This is a genomic window from Pseudomonas azerbaijanorientalis (genome assembly GCF_019139795.1).
Classification (GTDB): Bacteria; Pseudomonadota; Gammaproteobacteria; order Pseudomonadales; family Pseudomonadaceae; genus Aquipseudomonas; species Aquipseudomonas laurylsulfatiphila.
This window is the reverse complement of record NZ_CP077078.1, coordinates 5,086,153-5,106,898: the sequence shown is the minus strand read 5'-3', so window position 1 is coordinate 5,106,898 and position 20,746 is coordinate 5,086,153. Positions and strand designations below refer to the sequence as shown.

The following is a 20,746-nucleotide window of genomic DNA, read 5'->3' as shown; positions in this document are numbered from 1 at the left end:
GGAGTTCTACACATGCATCCCCGCGTCCTTGAGGTCACCGAACGGCTTATCGCCCGCAGTCGCGCCACGCGTGAGGCTTACCTTGCATTGATTCGCGGTGCGGCCAGCGACGGGCCGATGCGCGGCAAGCTGCAATGCGCCAACTTCGCCCATGGCGTGGCCGGTTGCGGCAGCGACGACAAGCACAGCCTGCGGATGATGAACGCCGCGAACATCGCGATTGTTTCGTCATATAACGACATGCTCTCGGCGCACCAGCCGTACGAGGTCTTTCCCGAACTGATCAAGAAAGCCCTGCGCGAAATCGGCTCCGTCGGCCAGTTCGCCGGTGGCACACCGGCCATGTGCGATGGCGTGACCCAGGGCGAGCCGGGCATGGAGCTGAGCCTGCCGAGCCGCGAAGTGATCGCGCTGTCCACCGCCGTGGCGCTGTCCCACAACATGTTCGACGGCGCGCTGCTGCTCGGCATCTGCGACAAGATCGTGCCGGGCCTGATGATGGGCGCGCTGCGCTTCGGCCATCTGCCGATGATCTTCGTGCCGGGCGGGCCGATGGTCTCGGGCATTTCCAACAAGCAGAAAGCCGACGTGCGGCAGAAATACGCCGAAGGCAAGGCGACCCGCGAGGAGCTGCTGGAATCGGAGATGAAGTCCTACCACAGCCCTGGCACCTGCACCTTCTACGGCACCGCCAACACCAACCAGTTGCTGATGGAAGTCATGGGCCTGCACTTGCCGGGCGCATCCTTCGTCAACCCGAACACGCCGCTGCGTGACGCCCTGACCCGCGAAGCCGCGCATCAGGTCACGCGCCTGACCAAGCAGAACGGCGACTTCATGCCGATCGGCGAAATCGTCGACGAGCGTTCGCTGGTCAACTCGATTGTCGCGTTGCACGCCACCGGTGGCTCGACCAACCACACCCTGCACATGCCGGCCATCGCCATGGCGGCGGGCATTCAACTGACCTGGCAGGACATGGCCGACCTCTCCGAAGTCGTGCCGACCCTGAGCCACGTCTACCCGAACGGCAAAGCCGACATCAACCACTTCCAGGCCGCGGGCGGCATGTCGTTCCTGATCCGCGAACTGCTGGAAGCCGGGTTGCTCCACGAAAACGTCAACACCGTGATGGGCCACGGCCTGAGCCGCTATACCCAGGAGCCGTTCCTCGACAACGGCGAGCTGGTGTGGCGCGAAGGCGTGACCGACAGCCTCGACGAAAGCATCCTGCGGCCGGTGGCCCGCGCGTTCTCGGCCGAAGGTGGCCTGCGGGTGATGGAAGGCAACCTCGGTCGCGGGGTGATGAAAGTCTCCGCCGTCGCCGTGGAAAACCAGATCGTCGAAGCGCCGGCCATGGTGTTTCAGGATCAGCAGGACCTGGCCGATGCGTTCAAGGCCGGCTTGCTGGAGAAGGATTTTGTCGCGGTGATGCGCTTCCAGGGGCCGCGCTCCAACGGCATGCCCGAGCTGCACAAGATGACGCCGTTCCTCGGCGTGTTGCAGGACCGCGGCTTCAAAGTGGCGCTGGTGACTGACGGACGCATGTCCGGCGCGTCGGGGAAAATTCCGGCGGCCATTCACGTCAGCCCCGAAGCTTATGTCGGCGGTGCTTTGGCGCGGGTGCAAGAGGGCGATATCATCCGCGTCGATGGCGTCAAAGGCACCCTGGAGCTTAAGGTGGACGCCGAAGAATTCGCAGCGCGCACGCCGGCCAAGGGCCTGTTGGGCAACAACATCGGCACCGGTCGCGAACTGTTTGGTTTCATGCGCATGGCCTTCAGCTCGGCGGAGCAGGGCGCCAGCGCCTTTACTTCTGCCCTGGAGACGCTTAATTGAAACTGGCTTTGGTCGGTGACATCGGTGGGACCAACGCACGTTTCGCGTTGTGGAAAAACCAGCAGCTGGAATCGGTCCAGGTGCTGGCAACGGCGGATTTCACCAGCCCGGAAGAGGCGATCAGCCTCTACCTCAACGGTCTGGGGCTGGCGCGGGGTTCGATCGGTTCGGTGTGCCTGTCGGTGGCCGGTCCCGTCAGCGGCGATGAGTTCAAGTTCACCAACAATCACTGGCGTCTGAGCCGCAAGGGTTTCTGCCAGACCTTGCAGGTGGATCAACTTTTGCTGGTCAACGACTTCTCGGCCATGGCCCTGGGCATGACCCGTTTGCAGCCCGGCGAATTCCGCGTGGTCTGCGAAGGCACGCCGGAGCCATTGCGCCCGGCCGTGGTGATTGGCCCGGGCACAGGCCTGGGCGTCGGCACCTTGCTGGATCTGGGCGAGGGCCGGTTTGCTGCGTTGCCAGGGGAGGGCGGTCACGTCGACCTGCCTTTGAGCAGCCCGCGTGAAACCCAACTCTGGCAGCACATTTTCAACGAGATCGGCCACGTCAGTGCTGAAACCGCGTTGAGCGGCGGCGGCTTGCCCCGCGTCTACCGGGCGATCTGTGCAGTGGATGGGCACACACCGGTGCTCGACACGCCGGAAGCCATCACCGCCGCCGGGCTGGCGGGCGACCCGATTGCCGTGGAAGTGCTTGAGCAGTTCTGCTGCTGGCTCGGTCGCGTGGCGGGCAACAACGTGCTGACCACTGGTGGACGCGGTGGCGTGTACATCGTTGGCGGAGTGATTCCACGGTTTGCCGATTTCTTCCTCGAAAGCGGTTTCGCCCGCTGCTTCGCCGACAAGGGTTGCATGAGCGATTACTTCAAGGGGATTCCGGTGTGGCTGGTGACTGCGCCGTATTCGGGCCTCGTCGGTGCCGGTGTAGCGCTGGAGCAATCAACCCCCGCTTGAAATGCGATCAAAATGTGGGAGCGGGCTTGCTCGCGAATGCGGACTGACATTCAACATTGATGTCGACTGATATGCCGCCTTCGCGAGCAAGCCCGCTCCCACATTGTTTCTGTGGTGTTTGCAGTTTCGGTGCTTAAGGCATAATCCGCCCAATTCAAACAACAAGGACGCCGCCCCGTGAGCTCAGTCAACAAGTCGATTTTGTTGGTCGATGACGATCAAGAGATACGCGAGTTGCTGGACACCTACCTGACTCGCGCCGGGTTCCAGGTGCGTGCCACTGCCGATGGCGCCGGTTTTCGCCAGGCGCTGAACGAGGCGCCGGCCGACCTGGTGATCCTTGACGTGATGCTGCCCGACGAAGACGGCTTCAGCCTGTGTCGCTGGATTCGCCAGCATCCGCGCCAGGCACAGGTGCCGATCATCATGCTCACCGCCAGCTCCGACGAAGCCGACCGTGTCATCGGCCTGGAGCTGGGCGCCGACGATTACCTCGGCAAGCCGTTCAGCCCGCGGGAATTGCAGGCACGGATCAAGGCGTTGCTGCGCCGCGCGCAATTCGGTCAGGAACGGAGCGGCGGTGAGGTACTGGCCTTCGATGACTGGCGCCTGGACATGGTCAGCCATCGGTTGTTTCACATCGATGGCGAAGAGGTAATTCTCTCGGGTGCCGACTTCGCGCTGCTGAAACTGTTCCTCGACCATCCGCAGGAAATCCTCGACCGCGACACCATCGGCAACGCGACCCGTGGCCGTGAACTGATGCCGCTGGATCGTATCGTCGACATGGCGGTCAGCCGGTTGCGCCAGCGCTTGCGCGACACGGAAAAGCCGCCACGGTTGATCCGCACCGTGCGCGGCAGCGGCTATCAACTGGCGGCCAATGTGGTTGCCGGCAATGGCCACTGAGATGTTGCGCAAGCTCGCCGCCAGGGTGCCGATGCCGCGTTCGCTGCTCGGGCGGATGTTGCTGTTGACCTTGCTGGCCGTGCTGTTTGCCCAAGCGCTGTCGAGCGTGATTTGGGTGTCGCAACTGCGCGCCACGCAGCTCGAGGGCCTGGTCACCAGCGCCCGCAGCCTGGCCCATTCGATGACGGCCAGTGTCAGTTATTTCCGTTCGTTGCCGGTGGCGTTTCGGCCTCTGGTGCTCGATCAGTTGCGCAGCATGGGCGGCACCCGTTTCGTGGTCACGCTCAACGACAAACCCCTGGGCATGGAAGTGCTGCCCATCACCCCGCGCAAAGAGGCGGTGCTCAAGGCGGTGGACGAGGTGTTGCGCCAGTCCCTCGGCCAGGACACGGACATCTCGGTGACCTTCGTCAGTCCGGAAGACCTGCGCATCTTCAATGGCGGCCTGAAACTCGATGAGTTGCCACGCTCCTGGGCGCACTACGCGTTGACTCTGGAACCGGTGAACCCACCAGTACTGGTCACGCAGATCCAGATGGCACCGGGCGAATGGCTGTACATCGCCTCGTTGCTGCCCGAGCCCTACACCAGTCTTGAAGAGCAGGGCCTGCCGGCGCAGCAGGTGTGGTTCATCGTCCTGACCAGCGGCTTTCTGCTGTTGTTCATCGGTCTGCTGGTGCACTGGCAGAGTCGTCCGCTCAAGCGCCTGGCGCGGGCCGCGCGCGATCTGTCGCTGGGTGCCGACGTGGAACCGGTGGCCGAGGGCGGTGGCAGCGAAGTGGTCGAGGTCGGGCGCGCCTTCAACACCATGCGCGAGCGCATCAGCCGTTACCTGACCGAGCGCAGCCAGTTGTTCAGCGCGATTTCCCACGACCTGCGCACACCGATCACCCGTTTGCGCCTGCGCGTTGAATTGCTTGAAGACGAAACGCTGCAAGCCAAGTTCGGGCGCGATCTGGACGAGCTCGAATTGCTGGTCAAGGGCGCGCTGCAATGCGTGAAGGACACCGACATCCACGAGAACATCGAGCCGGTGGACCTCAACCATGTGCTCGACTGTCTGGTGGAACCGTACCTGGCGCCCAACGGCAATGGTCGCGTGACCCAGCAGGGGCGGGCGCTGGCGGCGTATCCGGGCAAACCCCTGGCGCTCAAGCGCTGCATCGGCAACCTGATCGACAATGCGTTGAAGTACGGGCAGAACGCGCACCTGCACATCGATGACGATGACCGCGCGTTCATCCTGCATGTCGATGATGAAGGGCCCGGCGTGCCGGAGCAGCGGCTGGAGCAGGTGTTCGAACCGCATTTCCGTCTGGCCGGGCAGCAGCAGGGGTATGGGTTGGGGCTGGGGATTGCCCGCAACATTGCCCATAGCCATGGCGGCGAGGTCAGCTTGCAGAACCTGCGTGAAGGCGGGTTGCGGGTGACCCTGCAATTGCCACGCAGCGTTGACTAGTCAGACCGCGTTATCGTTCTTCGCGAGCAAGCCCGCTCCCACATTTGACCGAGTTCATCCAGATGGAATGCGATCAAGTGTGGGAGCGGGCTTGCTCGCGAAGGCGTTAGAAGATTCAACACATCCCTCAAGATAAATGTCACAACCTTGTGACATAACCCACCCCCTTCGTTACAAGCCGGCTGCCTTCCGTTGTTTATGCTGCCCCTCAGTCATAACAACAAAAAAGGTACGCCATGGACACCCTCCAACCCGCCTTCAGCAGTTGGCTGAACGCTCCTGCCCACCAGCAATGGCTCGCCGCCGAAGGCCTGCGCCTGTTGAGCTTTGCCAAGGCTTCCAGGCTCCCTGAAGGCTTCGGCAACCTCGATGAAAAGGGCCGCCTCCCGGCCGATGCGCAAGCCCAGACCATGAATACCGCTCGCATGACCCACAGCTTCGCCATGGCCCATATCCAGGGCTTGCCGGGCTTTGCCGAGCTGGTCGATCACGGTGTTGCGGCCCTACGTGGTCCGTTGCGCGATGCGGTTCACGGCGGCTGGTTCGCCACTGCCGAACATCGCGACGGCAACACCGGCAAGAACGCCTACCTGCATGCCTTCGTCGCACTGGCCGCCAGTTCTGCGGTGGTCGCACGGCGTCCCGGTGCGCAAGCCTTGCTCGATGATGCCATCGACATCATCGACACCTGGTTCTGGAGTGAAGAAGAAGGCGCGATGCGTGAATCCTTCAATCGCGACTGGAGTGAAGAGGAGGCGTACCGGGGCGCCAACAGCAACATGCACGCCACCGAAGCCTTCCTCGCCCTGGCCGATGTCACGCAAGACAAGCGTTGGCTTTGCCGTGCCCAGCGCATCGTCGAGCGGGTGATTCATGGTCACGCCGCCGCTAATGACTACTTGGTGATCGAGCATTTCGACCGCGACTGGCAGCCACTGCGGGACTACAACAGTGACAATCCGGCGGACGGTTTTCGCCCCTACGGCACCACCCCCGGCCACGGTTTCGAGTGGGCGCGGCTGTTGCTGCACCTCGAAGCTGCGCGGGTGAGCGCCGGGATGCTCACGCCGGGCTGGCTGGTCACCGACGCGCAAAAACTCTTCGAGCACAACTGTCGTCACGGCTGGAACATCGATGGCGCGCCGGGGATTGTCTACACCCTGGACTGGAACAACAAAGCGGTGGTCCGCCATCGCCTGCACTGGACCCATTGCGAAGCCAGTGCCGCCGCCAGCGCACTGATCAAACGCACGGGTGAAGTGCAGTACGAGCAGTGGTACCGCCTGTTCTGGGAATTCTGTGACAGCCATTTCATCGACCGCTGTGATGGCAGCTGGTATCACGAACTCGATCCGCAAAACCGCCCGAGTGCCGACATCTGGCCCGGCAAGCCTGACCTTTACCATGCCTGGCAAGCCGTGCTGATTCCGCGCCTGCCGCTGTCACCGAGCATGGCCACGGCGCTGGCGCAGTTGTCCCAGAGCGGTTCTATGTAACCATGCGGTGACATTCGCGCATCCCTTCGTTACCTGCGAGGGGATATCCCCTGTTTAGAATCTTATGCAGCGCAAGCAACAGACTTGCATGCATAACAACAAGAAAGGTGCTCCTAGATGAATGCGATTTCTCGCCTCGCTACTGTCATTTCTCTCGCTTCCCTGTCTGCGCTCCCCCTCAGTGTCCTGGCCGCCGAATCCAAAGGTTCCGTTGAAGTCGTTCACTGGTGGACCTCCGGTGGTGAAAAAGCAGCGGTCGATGTCCTGAAGGCTCAAGTCGAAAAAGACGGCTTCATCTGGAAGGACGGCGCAGTCGCCGGTGGCGGCGGTTCCACGGCCATGACCGTACTCAAGAGTCGCGCCGTAGCCGGCAACCCGCCAGGCGTGGCGCAGATCAAGGGTCCGGACATCCAGGAGTGGGGCAGCACCGGCCTGCTCAGCACCGATGCGTTGAAAGACGTTTCCAAAGCGGAAAACTGGGACGGCCTGCTGTCGAAGAAAGTCTCCGACACCGTGAAGTACGAAGGTGATTACGTTGCCGTGCCGGTGAACATCCATCGCGTCAACTGGCTGTGGATCAACCCGCAAGTGTTCAAGAAAGCCGGGATCGAAAAAGCCCCGACCACCCTCGAAGAATTCTATGCCGCCGGTGACAAGCTCAAGGCCGCAGGCTTCATCGCGCTCGCCCACGGCGGTCAGCCTTGGCAGGACAGCACCGTGTTTGAAGACGTGGTGCTCTCGGTCATGGGCGTCGACGGCTACAAGAAAGCCCTGGTCGACCTGGACCAGAAAACCCTGTCCGGACCGGAAATGACCCAGTCGTTCGCCGAGCTGAAAAAGATCACCACCTACATGGACCCGAACCGCGCCGGTCGTGACTGGAACATCGCCGCCGCTGAAGTCATCAACGGCAAGGCCGGCATGCAGATGATGGGCGACTGGGCGAAAAGCGAGTGGACGGCAGCCGGGAAAGTCGCGGGCAAGGACTACCTGTGCGTAGCGTTCCCGGGCACTGAAAAAGCCTTCACCTACAACATCGACTCCCTGGCGGTGTTCAAGCTCAAGGCCGATCGCAAGGGCGACATCGCCGCCCAGCAAGACCTGGCCAAAGTGGCGTTGGGCACCGACTTCCAGAAAGTCTTCAGCATGAACAAGGGGTCGATCCCGGTGCGTAACGACATGCTGGGCGAAATGGACAAACTCGGTTTCGACGAGTGCGCCCAGAAGTCGGCGAAGGACTTCATCGCGGACGACAAGACCGGCGGCCTGCAGCCGAGCATGGCGCACAACATGGCCACCTCCCTGGCCGTGCAGGGCGCGATCTTCGACGTGGTCACCAACTTCATGAACGACAAGAACGCTGACCCGGCCAAGGCCAGCGCCCAACTGGCCTCGGCTGTCAAAGCCGCCCAGTAATCCCTGACACAGCCTGACCCAATGTGGGAGCGGGCTTGCTCGCGAATGCCGTCTGACATTCAACATTAATGTCGACTGACACACCGCTTTCGCGAGCAAGCCCGCTCCCACAAGGGATCACCGTGTCGATTCATTTCTCTAAACCTGGATTATCCCGATGAGCTCTGTGGCGGTTTTCAGCAAAGCCTCACCGTTCGATGCGCTGCAACGCTGGCTACCCAAACTGGTACTCGCGCCGAGCATGCTGATCGTGTTGGTTGGCTTCTACGGTTACATCATCTGGACGTTCATTCTGTCCTTCACCAATTCCAGCTTCATGCCGAGCTACAAGTGGGTCGGTCTGCAGCAATACATGCGCCTGATGGACAACGACCGCTGGTGGGTCGCGAGCAAGAACCTCGCGGTGTTCGGCGGCATGTTCATCGGCATCAGCCTGGTGCTGGGCGTGTTCCTCGCCGTGCTGCTGGACCAGCGCATTCGCAAGGAAGGCTTCATCCGCACCGTCTACCTGTACCCGATGGCGCTGTCGATGATCGTCACCGGTACCGCCTGGAAATGGCTGCTCAACCCTGGACTGGGCCTGGACAAGATGCTGCGTGACTGGGGTTGGGAAGGCTTCCGTCTCGACTGGCTGGTGGATCAGGATCGCGTCGTCTACTGCCTGGTGATCGCCGCTGTATGGCAAGCCTCCGGGTTTGTCATGGCGATGTTCCTGGCCGGCCTGCGCGGTGTCGATCAGTCGATCATCCGCGCCGCGCAAGTCGACGGGGCGAGTCTGCCGACCATCTACCTGAAGATCGTCCTGCCGAGCCTGCGTCCGGTGTTCTTCAGTGCCTTCATGATCCTGGCGCACATCGCGATCAAGAGCTTCGACCTGGTCGCAGCGATGACCGCGGGCGGCCCGGGTTATTCATCCGACCTGCCGGCTATGTTCATGTATTCCTTCACCTTCAGCCGTGGCCAGATGGGCATCGGTTCGGCCAGCGCCATGCTGATGCTCGGCGCCGTACTGACCATCCTTGTGCCGTACCTGTACTCCGAGCTGCGAGGCAAACGCCATGACTAATCAACTCGGAAAATCGGGCATCAGTTTCAGCCGTATCGCGATCTACGCCACCCTGCTGTTGGCAGCGGCGGTGTACCTGATCCCGCTGGTGGTGATGCTGCTGACCAGCTTCAAATCCCCGGAAGACATCCGCACCGGCAACCTGCTGAGCTGGCCGACCGTGATCGACGGCATCGGCTGGATCAAGGCCTGGGACGTGGTCGGCGGCTACTTCTGGAACTCGGTGAAAATCACCGTGCCGGCGGTGCTGATCTCGACCTTCATCGGCGCGATGAACGGCTACGTGCTGTCGATGTGGCGCTTCCGTGGCTCGCAGTTGTTCTTTGGCCTGTTGCTGTTCGGCTGCTTCCTGCCGTTCCAGACCGTGCTGCTGCCGGCCTCGTTCACCCTCGGCAAATTCGGCCTGGCCAACACCACCACCGGCCTGGTGCTGGTGCACGTGGTCTACGGCCTGGCGTTCACCACGCTGTTCTTCCGCAACTACTACGTGAGCATTCCGGATGCGCTGGTCAAGGCCGCAAGGCTCGATGGCGCGGGCTTCTTCACGATCTTCCTGAAAATCCTGCTGCCGATGTCGATCCCGATCGTGATGGTCTGCCTGATCTGGCAGTTCACCCAGATCTGGAACGACTTCCTGTTCGGCGTGGTCTTCGCCAGCGGCGATGCCCAGCCAATTACCGTGGCCCTGAACAACCTGGTCAACACCAGCACCGGGGCCAAGGAATACAACGTTGATATGGCCGCCGCGATGATCGCCGGGCTGCCGACACTGCTGGTCTACATATTCGCTGGCAAGTATTTCCTGCGTGGGCTGACGTCCGGCGCGGTCAAGGGGTAGAAAGATGGCAACTCTCGAATTACGCAACGTCAACAAGACCTACGGCCCCGGCTTGCCGGACACCCTGAAAAACATCGAACTGAAAATCGATGACGGTGAGTTCCTGATCCTGGTCGGCCCGTCGGGCTGCGGTAAATCCACGCTGATGAACTGCATCGCCGGCCTGGAAACCATCAGCGGCGGCGCGATCCTGGTAGACGACGCCGACATCAGCGGCATGAGTCCCAAGGATCGTGACATTGCCATGGTGTTCCAGTCCTACGCGCTGTACCCGACCATGAGCGTGCGCGACAACATCGCCTTCGGCCTGAAGATCCGCAAAATGCCGACCGCGGAAATCGACGAGGAAGTCGCTCGCGTATCCAAGCTGTTGCAGATCGAACACCTGCTCAGCCGCAAGCCCGGCCAGCTCTCCGGTGGCCAGCAACAGCGCGTGGCAATGGGCCGTGCCCTGGCGCGGCGGCCGAAGATTTACCTGTTCGACGAGCCGCTGTCCAACCTCGACGCCAAGCTGCGGGTCGAGATGCGCACCGAAATGAAACTGATGCACCAGCGCCTGAAAACCACCACGGTCTATGTGACCCACGACCAGATCGAAGCCATGACCCTGGGCGACAAAGTGGCGGTGATGAAGGACGGGATCATCCAGCAGTTCGGTACGCCGAAGGACATCTACAACAACCCGGCCAACCTCTTTGTGGCGAGCTTCATCGGTTCGCCGCCGATGAACTTCATCCCGCTGCGCCTGCAGCGCAAGGACGGTCGCCTGCTGGCGCTGCTCGACAGCGGCCAGGCCCGTTGCGAGCTGCCGCTGGGCATGCAGGACGCAGGTCTCGAAGACCGCGAAGTGATCCTCGGCATGCGCCCTGAACAGATCATCCTGGCCAACGGTGAAGCGAACGGTTTGCCGACCATTCGTGCCGAAGTCCAGGTCACCGAACCGACCGGGCCGGACACCCTGGTCTTCGTCAACCTCAATGACACCAAGGTCTGCTGCCGTCTGGCGCCGGATGTGGCGCCTGCGGTGGGCGAGACCCTGACCCTGCAATTCGATCCGGCGAAAGTGCTGCTGTTCGATGCCAAGACAGGGGAGCGCCTGGGGGTGGCCGGCGTGCCGAAAACCGAAGCGCACAGCGCCAACGTCGCCCAATTCAAAGGCCGCTGAAGAACAAGAAATGTGGGAGCGGGCTTGCTCGCGAAGGCGTACTGACATTCAACAACTATTTCGACTGATACACCGCTTTCGCGAGCAAGCCCGCTCCCACAGGGGGGATTCGCAATGCACGGCCTGTCGCGCATTGCACCGGATGTAACCGCGTTAAAGAAGAAAAGTTAATAACAATAAAACGAGGATGTAGGGATGAAGATGAAGAACAAGGCCCGGTTGATCTGCCAGGTTTCAGCAGCGGCAGCACTGGTTCTGGCCGGCAATGCAATGGCCGATGAAGCGTTCAGCTCCGACTCCAGGTGGATGACGGGCGATTGGGGTGGCGAGCGTACCAGGCTGATCGAGCAAGGCATCGACATCAAGATGGACTACGTTGGTGAAGTCGGCGGCAACCTGCATGGCGGCTTCAACGATGACAAGACCGCGCGCTACGCCGACCAGTTTGGCCTGGGCGCGGCGCTGGACCTGGAAAAACTGTTCGGCTGGGACAACACCCAGGCCAAGATCCAGCTCACCAACCGTAACGGCGAGAACATCTCCAACGACCGTATCGGCGACCCGCGTGCCGGCACCTTGAGCTCCTCCCAGGAAGTCTACGGTCGTGGCCACATGGTGCGTTTGACCCAGTTGTGGATTCAGCATCAGTTCTTCGACAACAAACTGGACGTCAAGGCCGGTTACTTCGGTGAAGGTGAAGACTTCAACACCTTCCCGTGCGAATTCCAGAACCTGGCGTTCTGCGGATCCCAGGTCGGTAACTGGGCCACCAACATCTGGTACAACTGGCCGGTCAGCCAGGCGGCGATCCGTGTGAAGTACCACATCAATGACGAGCTCTATGCCCAGATTGGTGCGTACAACCAGAACCCGACGCAACTGGAACACGGTAACGGCTTCAAGCTCAGCGGCAGTGGCACTGAGGGCACCGTGTTGCCGGTCGAGCTGGTCTGGTCGCCGAAGGTCAACAACCTGCCGGGCGAATACCGTGTCGGTTACTACAAAAGCACAGCCAATGCCGACGACGTTCTCAAGGACGACAACGGCCAGGACGCAGCGACCACCGGCAACCCTTATCGCGTCCACGATAGCAAGCACGGCTACTGGTTCGTCGCGCAGCAGCAACTCACCAGCCACAACGGTGATGCTTCCCGTGGTCTGAACATTGCGGCCAACGCCACCTTCCACGACAAGGACACCAACTTCATCGACAACTACCAGTCGCTGATGTTCGTGTACAAGGGCCCGTTCGACGCACGTCCCAAGGATGACGTAGGCATCGGTTTCGCCCGTATCCATGTCAACGATGACGTGAAGAAAAACGCTGAACTGACCAACGTGGCCAACGGTGTTTCGGAATACGACAATCCGCTGTTCTCGCCCATTCGTGAAACCGAATACAACTACGAGATCAACTACGGCTTCCACGTGACCAACTGGCTGACCGTACGTCCCAACCTGCAATACGTCACTCACCCCGGTGGTGTGGATGAAGTCGACAACGCTCTGGTGGCCGGCCTGAAAATTCAGTCGGTGTTCTAACGCGTCTGCGATAAGCTTCTCTCCATGTGCGCATATTTGCGGACAGCCATGGCTGTCCGCTTTTTTTTGCGGGCCGCGCACCCCGGTGACAGATGATTTTCAGGACCGTGGCACATGCTTGAGCATCCGCTACAACGCTTCTTCAAATCCTTGCGCGAACGTCCGGTGTTCGCGTGGGAGCGCTATCAGATGCGCGACGTGCTGGTGATCGATCATCCGCTGTGTCAGGCGGTGTTCAGTCGGCAGGGCGCGCAGTTGCTGCACTTCCAGCCCAAGGGGCAAAAGCCCTGGCTGTGGTGCGCGGCAAAGTGGCCGCAGGTCGGCGCCATTCGCGGTGGTGTGCCGGTGTGTTGGCCCTGGTATGGCCGGCATCCGAGCGAAAACGCCTGGCCGTCCCATGGCTGGGCGCGGCTGCTCGACTGGAAGCTGCTCGACAGCAACAGTGACTACGAAGGCGTGCGGTTGCACTGGCAGCTGAAGTTGTGCGACTGGCAGGTGGACCTGCACGCGCACCTGGGTGAGCGCATGGACTTGCGCCTGAGCACCGAGCATCAGGACGACATGCCGTGCCAGATGAGCCAGGCTTTGCATGCTTACTGGCGTATTGGCGATGTCAGTGAGATAGCGCTGTCTGGACTCGAAGGAGCACAGGGTTACGACCAGTTGAGCCGACAGGTGTGTCAGCAGGAAGGCGAGTTGCGCGTGGACGGCGGTTGTCAGCGGGTGTTCCAGCATGACGGCGAATTGCAGCTCAACGACCACGCCTGGCAGCGGGCGTTGTGCATCGACACTGGCGAAACGGCCGACACGGTGGTGTGGCATCCCGGTTCGCGGCCGTTGCTTGGCGTGACCTGGAACGAGATATCCGAATTCGTTTGCGTAGAGGCAGCAAGCGGCGGCACCGACAGTCTGTGCCTGAAGCCTGGGGAGCGGGCGCATTTGAGTTTGCAGGCGCGGGTGGGGGGTTAGTTCAGCATATGTGGTGCTCCGTATACCGCCATCGCGAGCAAGCTCGCTCCCACATTTGGAATGCATTCCCTTGTGGGAGCGAGCTTGCTCGCGATGAGGCCATTCAGGGCGATGGAGATGCTGGATTAATTAAACTCATCCCCAACGGGATACCGACTGGCATTCAGGCTCTCTTTGATCTTGCGCAAATGCGGCTGGAAATCCACGCCCCGGCGCAAGGTCATGCCCGTGGCGAGTACGTCCAGCACGGTCAGCTGGATGATCCGCGACGTCATCGGCATGTAGATGTCGGTGTCTTCCGGCAGCGGAATGTTCAGGCTCAGGGTGCTGGCCTTGGCCAGCGGCGAGTTCTCGGCGGTCAGGCCCAGCACCGAGGCGCCGTTTTCCCGGGCGATCCGCGCCACTTCCACCAGTTCGCGGGTGCGACCGGTGTAGGAAATGATCACGAACAGCTCGCCGGTATGGGCCACCGAGGCAATCATGCGCTGCATCAGCACGTCGGCGTGGGCGGTGACGGCGAGGTTGAAGCGAAAGAACTTGTGCTGCGCATCCAGTGCCACCGGGGCCGAGGCGCCGAGGCCGAAGAAGTGGATCTGCCGGGCCTGGATCAGCAGGTCGACGGCGCGGCTGATCAGGTTCGGGTCCAGTGCCTGGCAGGCGCTGTCCAGCGAGGCGATGGCGCTGCCGAAGATCTTCTGGGTATAGGCCTCCGGATTGTCATCGGCCTCCACCGCGCGGCTGACGTACGCGGCGCCACTGGCCAGGCTTTGGGCCAGTTGCAGCTTGAGTTCGGGGTAGCCGCTGACGCCGAACGAACGGCAGAAACGGTTGACCGTCGGTTCGCTGACCGAGGCGGCCTGGGCGAGGGCGGCGATGCTGAAGCGGGTGGCCTGCTGCGGGTTGAGCAGGATCACCTCGGCGACTTTGCGTTCGGCCTTGTTCAGCTCTTCAAGGCGATTCTGGATCTGCTCCAGTAAATTTCGCACGCGGTCCATATAAGTATCCTTTACAGCTGCGCCAACAAGCGCGCGGCTAATGCAAAAAGGGCCTTTGGTGAGGCCCATAACGGTGGCCTATCCTACTGATGGCTCAGACCGACCACCACTCGGAATCTGTATTTTGCGAAAATGTTGTGGTTATTACTACATTTTCCCTTGAGTGATGCCTTGAAAAAAGGTATTTGTAGCTTAACTTGATAAAAGAACAAACATCATGCTCTCGATTACGGTTGAACCGTGCACCTTTGCCTTGTTCGGCGCCCTTGGCGATCTGGCCTTGCGCAAGCTGTTTCCTGCCCTTTATCAACTCGACGGCGCTGGCCTGTTGCACGAGGACACGCGGATCATCGCGCTGGCCCGTGAGCCGGGCAGCGAGCAGGAACACCTGACGTTCATTGCCTCCGAGCTGCGCCGCTATGTCGGTGCCAAAGAGCTGGACGAAGCCGTGGTCGAGCGTTTTCTGGCGCGCCTGAGCTACCTGCACGTCGACTTCCTCAAGTCCGAAGATTATGTGGCCCTGGCCGAAGTGGCCGGCACCACGCAACGGGTCATTGCCTACTTCGCCACGCCGGCTGCCGTCTACGGCGCGATCTGCGAGAACCTGGCCAAGGTCGGCCTGGTGCAAAACACTCGTGTGGTGCTGGAAAAGCCCATCGGTTCGGACCTGGAATCCTCGCGCAAGGTCAACGACGCCGTGGCGCAGTTCTTCCCGGAGAACCGCACCTACCGCATCGACCACTACCTGGGCAAAGAGACCGTCCAGAACCTGATCGCCCTGCGTTTCGCCAACAGCCTGTTCGAAACCCAGTGGAACCAGAATTACATCTCCCACGTGGAAATCACCGTGGCCGAGAAGGTCGGCATCGAAGGCCGCTGGGGTTACTTCGACAAGGCCGGCCAGCTGCGCGACATGATCCAGAACCACCTGCTGCAACTGCTCTGCCTGATCGCCATGGACCCGCCGGCCGACCTGTCCGCCGACAGTATTCGTGACGAGAAGGTCAAGGTACTCAAGGCCCTGGCGCCGATCAGCCCGGAAGGCCTGACCACCCAGGTGGTGCGCGGCCAGTACATCGCCGGCTACAGCGAAGGCAAAGCGGTGCCGGGGTACCTGGAAGAACCCAATTCCAACACCCAGAGCGATACCGAAACCTTCGTCGCCCTGCGTGCCGACATCCGCAACTGGCGCTGGGCTGGCGTGCCGTTTTACCTGCGTACCGGCAAGCGCATGCCGCAGAAGCTGTCGCAGATCGTCATCCACTTCAAGGAACCGTCGCACTACATCTTCGCTCCCGAGCAGCGCCTGCAAATCAGCAACAAGCTGATTATCCGCCTGCAACCGGACGAAGGCATTTCCTTGCGTGTGATGACCAAAGACCAAGGCCTGGACAAAGGCATGCAGCTGCGCAGCGGTCCGTTGCAGCTGAATTTTTCCGACACCTGGAGCAGCGCACGGATTCCCGATGCCTACGAGCGGTTGTTGCTGGAAGTGATGCGCGGCAATCAGAACCTGTTTGTCCGTAAAGATGAAATCGAAGCCGCGTGGAAGTGGTGTGACCAGTTGATCGCCGGGTGGAAAAAATCCGGAGATGCGCCCAAGCCGTACGCGGCCGGGTCCTGGGGGCCGATGAGCTCCATTGCTCTGATCACGCGGGACGGGAGGTCGTGGTATGGCGATATCTGATTTGAAACTGCCGCAGGGCGTCAGCGCCCATGGGTTCAAGAGCCCGGTGCTGCTGGCTGAAAGCCTGGCACTGAGTGTGGCGAAAAAGCTGAGCGACGCGATCGACGCCCAGGGCACTGCGACCCTGGTGGTCTCCGGTGGCCGTAGTCCGGTGGCGTTTTTCCAGCACCTGGCCAGGCAGTCGCTGGACTGGTCGAACGTGGTGGTGAGCCTGGCCGACGAGCGCTGGGTGCCGGTGGAGCACGCCGACAGCAACGCGGGCCTGATCAAGCGTTATCTGTTGCAAGGTCCTGCGGCCAAGGCGCAGTTCCTGAGCCTGTACAGCGCCAGCGCCAACCTTGAACAGGCGGCGGAACAGGCCGACCGCTTGCTGTCCGAACTGCCGGCGATCGACGTGCTGATCCTCGGCATGGGTGATGACGGCCACACCGCGTCGCTGTTCCCCAACAGCCCGAATCTTGCCGAGGCATTGCAGGCCGATGGCGTCCGTCGTTGCTGGCCGATGCTGGCGCCGACTGTGCCGCATCAGCGCCTGACCATGAGTCGCGCGCTGCTGGCCTCGGCCAAACACAAGGTTCTATCGATTTCCGGTCAGTCCAAGCTGACAACCCTGAGTACCGCACTGGCCGGCGACGATGTCGCCGCAATGCCGGTGCGCGCATTTCTGCAACCCACGTTAGAGATTTTCTGGTGCCCATGAGCCAAGGAACAGCCGCTATGACAAACCCATCCCCGACCGTTTCCATGGCGGACAAAGTTGCCCTGATCGACAGCCTCTGCGCGAAAGCGCGGATCCTGCCGGTGATCACCATCGCCCGCGAGCAGGACGTCCTGCCACTGGCCGACGCGCTCGCGGCCGGTGGCCTGACAGCCCTGGAAGTGACCCTGCGTTCGCAATTCGGCCTCAAGGCCATCCAGATTCTGCGCGAGCAGCGTCCGGAGCTGGTGACCGGTGCCGGCACCGTACTGGATCGCCAGATGCTGGCGGCGGCGGAAGCGGCAGGCTCGCAGTTCATCGTCACGCCGGGCATCACCCGCGACTTGCTGGAAGCCAGCGTCGCCAGCCCGATTCCACTGTTGCCAGGCATCAGCAATGCCTCGGGCATCATGGAAGGCTACGGTCTGGGTTACCGCCGCTTCAAGCTGTTCCCGGCTGAAGTCAGCGGTGGCGTTGCGGCCATCAAGGCGTTGGGCGGCCCGTTCGGCGAAGTGAAATTCTGCCCGACCGGCGGCGTGGGACCTGCCAACATCAAGAGCTACATGGCGCTGAAAAACGTCATGTGCGTGGGCGGTAGCTGGATGCTTGATCCGGAGTGGATCAGGAACGGCGACTGGTCCCGCATTCAGGAATGCACCGCCGAGGCCCTGGCGCTGCTGGACTGATCGCTTCACCCTACACTTCGTTGTGTGTTCTACGGCTTTACGGTGCGCTTGGTCGGTGCACCGTTTTTTTTTGCCTGAAAAAAATGGCCTGGATCGGCTCATACCCCCTGTGGGAGCGAGCTTGCTCGCGATGACGGTGACGAGTGGCGGGGGGAAGACAGTTGCTCCCACAGGTTCGGCGCTAACCCTTGTAGGAGCGAGCCTGCTCGCGAAAAAACCGAGGGCGACACTGGGCATCAGGTTTCACCCGATATCGTTCACGACCATCGCGAGCAAGCTCGCTCCCACAATGGTGAGTGTTCAGCGCAGTTCTTTCAGCGCGATGATCAACTGCTGCATATCGTCGGCAGTGCTGGTCAATCCCGGTGTCACGCGGATGCACGGCCCGCAAGCCGCGCCACTGCGCACCACGGTGAACAGGTTGTAGTCGTTGAGCAGCCTTTCGACCATCACCTGTTGATCGGCCTGTTGGGTAAAGCGCATCGAGGTGATGCCGCAATACAGCCGTGGATCATCCGGGGTCAACACCTCGATGCCCGGAAGTTCGCGAACTTCGCGCACCCACAGGTTGCGCAGATAATTGAGCCGCGCGCCCTTGGCCGCGGCCCCTCCCATCGCCCAATGTTCTTCGAGCACCAGCGGCAGGGTCAGCAGCGCCGGGATGTTGGGGGTGCTGTACGAGGTTCGGGCACGGATGTCAGTGGGCGGGAAATGCATTTCGCCCATGTCCGGGTCGATGTCGGCCAGGCGTTCGGGGGCGATGTAGATATAACCGAGCGTCAGCGGTGCACCGATCCACTTGTGCAGGTTGTAGCCGGCGAAGGCGATACCCAGTTCGGTCAGGTCAAATTCGAGTTGGCCGAGGGCATGGGCACCGTCGAGGATGACGTCGATGCCATGTTCCTTTGCAGCGGCCGCAATCGCCTGCACCGGCATCACCAGGCCCGTGCGATGGGTGACGTGGGTCAGGGCCATCAACTTCAGCCGTGGGTGCCGTGCGAAGGTTTCGCGGTAGGTGTTCAGCAGACTGTCGAAGGTTGCCGGGTGTGCGTGTTCGATTTCGATCACTTCAACGCCGCGATTACGCGCCAGCCAGCGCATGGCGCCTTTGACCGTGTCGTATTCAAGATCGCAAACCAGTACCTGATCGCCGGGCTGCAGCCGGTTGTAGTTGCGGATCAGCGTCTGCAAACCTTCCGACGCGTTGCGGGTCAGGGCGATGCTGTCGCCGGGGACGCCTGTCAACCTGGCCAGTTGTGCGCGGATCTTCAGGCTGTCGCCCTGTTCGAAGCGCTGGCGTACGTACACCGAATTGCTGCGATTGATCAGCTCGATGTTGCGTTGGTACTCCTCGACGACCGTGCGCGACATGCGACCGAAGTAACCGTTCTCCAGGTTGATCGGGCCGGGTTCGACATCGTAGCGGTCGGCAAAGGTTTGCCAGAAGGCTTTATCACGGGCGCGGCGGGTGTTGTCAGGCATGAGGGTGCTCGGTAGGTGATTCAGTGACGCGGGGCCGGTTTGCCGTGTTTGGCGCGCAGCGGTTCGAGCAAGTCCGACAAACCGTTGTGATCGATTTCCTGCATCAGGGCCAGCAAGCCGCCCAATTCGCCGTGCGGGAAACCCTCCCGGGCGAACCAGTTCAGGTAAGGGCCGGGCAGGTCGGCAATGATTCGACCCTTGTATTTGCCGAAGGGCATTTCACGGGTGATCAGCAGTTCGAGCTTTTCAGGATTCATCGATCGGTCGTCTTGATTCAGTCAGTCTGGAAAATACAGGCATTCTGCATGCAGGCCAATTGACAGATCATGCAAATAAAGCGGATACAGATTTTTTGTTAATGGATAACTGTTTGAAAAATAACGATTAGTTAAGCAATTCCGAGCTGGCATGCAGGGTGCAGTACTCATTGCATCTTTCATCAACCGAAGGAATTGAAAAATGACTGACATGAATAAAGAAGCGATTTCTGTACTCAATGACCTGATTGAAACCAGCAAGGACGGTCAGGCCGGGTTCAAGACTTGCGCTGAAGACATCAAGCACCCTGAACTCAAAACCCTGTTTATCAATCGTTCGACCGATTGTGCTACGGCTGCTGCGGAGTTGCAGTCCGCGGTGCGTTCGATGGGTGGCGATCCGGAAACCTCCACCAGTGTCAGCGGTGACCTGCACCGCCGCTGGGTCGACGTGAAGTCGATGTTCACCGGCAAGGACGAGGAGGCCGTGCTCAATGAAGCCGAGCGCGGTGAAGACCATGCATTGAAGGCTTATCGGGATGCCATGGAGAAGATCAACAAGCACAACCTGGTGGGCATTCGTGACCTGGTTGAGCGCCAGTACCATGGTGCGCAACGCAATCACGATCAGGTCAAGGCCCTGCGTAACCAGGCACGTGCACGTTCATAAGCCTGGCCGAAACCACTGTGGGAGCGAGCTTGCTCGCGATGAGGGCCTGACATTCAACATTGATGTTGACTGATCTGGCGCTATCGCGAGCAAGCTCGCTCCCACATTGTTTTTTAACTGGTCAATCAGCCGATGCTGATCGCCGGCAGTTCCGTCAGCGTCACGCTCTGTTGCTTGCGTGGCGCGAGGATTTCCGCTTCGCCATCCACCACCAGTTCATCACGCTGATTGAACACACGAGTGGCAATGCGTACGCGAAACTTCGGCAGCTTTTCCAGAATTTCCAGGCGCACGGTCAGGGTGTCGCCGATCTTCACCGGTTTCTGAAAGCTCATGGTCTGGCCGATATAGATGGTCCCCGGCCCAGGCAATTCGCATGCGACCGCCGCGCTGATCAACGCACCGCTGAACATGCCGTGGGCGATGCGCTCCTTGAACATGGTGCTGGCGGCGTATTCGGCGTCCAGGTGCACCGGGTTGTGATCGCCGGACATCGCGGCGAACAACTGGATGTCACGCTCTTCGACCGTCTTGCTGAAGCTGGCGGTCTGGCCCACTTCGAGGGCTTCGTAAGGGGTGTTGGTAACCTGGGTCATCTGTCTCAATTCCTGTGACGA

19 protein-coding genes are annotated in these 20,746 nt (G+C 61.0%); 15 read left to right on the top strand and 4 right to left on the bottom strand.

The window, feature by feature from the left end:
- The first annotated feature begins 12 nt into the window (after positions 1-12).
- From edd to KSS91_RS22775, 11 genes are all read left to right on the top strand, one after another.
- On the top strand, positions 13-1,839 hold the full coding sequence (gene edd / locus KSS91_RS22825) for a phosphogluconate dehydratase (protein ID WP_007974426.1): 1,827 nt from the start codon (positions 13-15) through the stop codon (positions 1,837-1,839).
- Positions 1,836-2,795, top strand: a complete 960-nt coding sequence (locus tag KSS91_RS22820; protein WP_217836196.1) for a glucokinase — start codon at positions 1,836-1,838, stop codon at positions 2,793-2,795. The genes edd and KSS91_RS22820 overlap by 4 nt, the downstream gene beginning before the upstream one ends.
- A 177-nt stretch (positions 2,796-2,972) precedes the next feature.
- Positions 2,973-3,704 (top strand): response regulator, encoded by a 732-nt coding sequence (locus KSS91_RS22815; protein ID WP_015096574.1) that lies wholly within the window; start codon positions 2,973-2,975, stop codon positions 3,702-3,704.
- A gap of 31 nt (positions 3,705-3,735) precedes the next feature.
- Positions 3,736-5,163 (top strand): ATP-binding protein, encoded by a 1,428-nt coding sequence (locus KSS91_RS22810; protein ID WP_015096573.1) that lies wholly within the window; start codon positions 3,736-3,738, stop codon positions 5,161-5,163.
- Positions 5,164-5,399: 236 nt separating this feature from the next.
- Complete coding sequence (locus KSS91_RS22805) at positions 5,400-6,659, top strand: D-mannose isomerase (RefSeq protein ID WP_217836195.1); 1,260 nt, start codon at positions 5,400-5,402, stop codon at positions 6,657-6,659.
- A 117-nt stretch (positions 6,660-6,776) separates the two neighbouring features.
- On the top strand, positions 6,777-8,075 hold the full coding sequence (locus tag KSS91_RS22800; protein WP_217836194.1) for an ABC transporter substrate-binding protein: 1,299 nt from the start codon (positions 6,777-6,779) through the stop codon (positions 8,073-8,075).
- Between the two features lie 157 nt (positions 8,076-8,232).
- A complete protein-coding gene (locus tag KSS91_RS22795) occupies positions 8,233-9,141 on the top strand; it encodes a carbohydrate ABC transporter permease (RefSeq protein ID WP_007974433.1) in 909 nt (302 codons plus the stop codon).
- On the top strand, positions 9,134-9,979 hold the full coding sequence (locus KSS91_RS22790) for a carbohydrate ABC transporter permease (protein WP_007974434.1): 846 nt from the start codon (positions 9,134-9,136) through the stop codon (positions 9,977-9,979). Before KSS91_RS22795 ends, KSS91_RS22790 begins: the two co-directional genes overlap by 8 nt.
- Before the next feature lie 4 nt (positions 9,980-9,983).
- Positions 9,984-11,144, top strand: coding sequence for an ABC transporter ATP-binding protein (locus KSS91_RS22785; protein WP_095967934.1), 1,161 nt, complete (start codon positions 9,984-9,986; stop codon positions 11,142-11,144).
- 195 nt (positions 11,145-11,339) lie between these two features.
- On the top strand, positions 11,340-12,686 hold the full coding sequence (locus KSS91_RS22780; protein WP_015096569.1) for a carbohydrate porin: 1,347 nt from the start codon (positions 11,340-11,342) through the stop codon (positions 12,684-12,686).
- 114 nt (positions 12,687-12,800) lie between these two features.
- Positions 12,801-13,655 (top strand): D-hexose-6-phosphate mutarotase, encoded by an 855-nt coding sequence (locus KSS91_RS22775; RefSeq protein WP_217836193.1) that lies wholly within the window; start codon positions 12,801-12,803, stop codon positions 13,653-13,655.
- 125 nt (positions 13,656-13,780) lie between these two features.
- Here the strand turns inward: KSS91_RS22775 and KSS91_RS22770 are convergent, their stop codons facing one another.
- Positions 13,781-14,641: a MurR/RpiR family transcriptional regulator gene (locus KSS91_RS22770; protein ID WP_170948639.1), complete on the bottom strand. Its 861-nt coding sequence runs from the start codon at positions 14,639-14,641 to the stop codon at positions 13,781-13,783.
- Positions 14,642-14,867: 226 nt separating this feature from the next.
- Here KSS91_RS22770 and zwf point away from each other — a divergent pair, with 226 nt between their 5' ends.
- Genes zwf through KSS91_RS22755 form a run of 3 tightly spaced genes read left to right on the top strand, consistent with a single transcriptional unit; the run spans position 14,868 to position 17,720 of the window.
- Positions 14,868-16,337, top strand: a complete 1,470-nt coding sequence (gene zwf, locus KSS91_RS22765) for a glucose-6-phosphate dehydrogenase (protein WP_015096567.1) — start codon at positions 14,868-14,870, stop codon at positions 16,335-16,337.
- Complete coding sequence (gene pgl, locus KSS91_RS22760; protein WP_015096566.1) at positions 16,324-17,037, top strand: 6-phosphogluconolactonase; 714 nt, start codon at positions 16,324-16,326, stop codon at positions 17,035-17,037. The genes zwf and pgl overlap by 14 nt, the downstream gene beginning before the upstream one ends.
- Before the next feature lie 17 nt (positions 17,038-17,054).
- A complete protein-coding gene (locus KSS91_RS22755; protein WP_217836192.1) occupies positions 17,055-17,720 on the top strand; it encodes a bifunctional 4-hydroxy-2-oxoglutarate aldolase/2-dehydro-3-deoxy-phosphogluconate aldolase in 666 nt (221 codons plus the stop codon).
- Positions 17,721-18,020: 300 nt separating this feature from the next.
- Here KSS91_RS22755 and KSS91_RS22750 read toward each other — a convergent pair whose 3' ends face one another.
- Positions 18,021-19,202 (bottom strand): aminotransferase class V-fold PLP-dependent enzyme, encoded by a 1,182-nt coding sequence (locus KSS91_RS22750; protein ID WP_217836191.1) that lies wholly within the window; start codon positions 19,200-19,202, stop codon positions 18,021-18,023.
- A gap of 20 nt (positions 19,203-19,222) precedes the next feature.
- Positions 19,223-19,459, bottom strand: coding sequence for a DUF3820 family protein (locus tag KSS91_RS22745; protein WP_003227425.1), 237 nt, complete (start codon positions 19,457-19,459; stop codon positions 19,223-19,225).
- Between the two features lie 202 nt (positions 19,460-19,661).
- Here KSS91_RS22745 and KSS91_RS22740 point away from each other — a divergent pair, with 202 nt between their 5' ends.
- A complete protein-coding gene (locus KSS91_RS22740) occupies positions 19,662-20,129 on the top strand; it encodes a ferritin-like domain-containing protein (protein ID WP_015096563.1) in 468 nt (155 codons plus the stop codon).
- A gap of 125 nt (positions 20,130-20,254) precedes the next feature.
- Here KSS91_RS22740 and KSS91_RS22735 read toward each other — a convergent pair whose 3' ends face one another.
- Positions 20,255-20,725: a MaoC family dehydratase gene (locus KSS91_RS22735; protein WP_095967928.1), complete on the bottom strand. Its 471-nt coding sequence runs from the start codon at positions 20,723-20,725 to the stop codon at positions 20,255-20,257.
- Between the last annotated feature and the right edge of the window lie 21 nt (positions 20,726-20,746).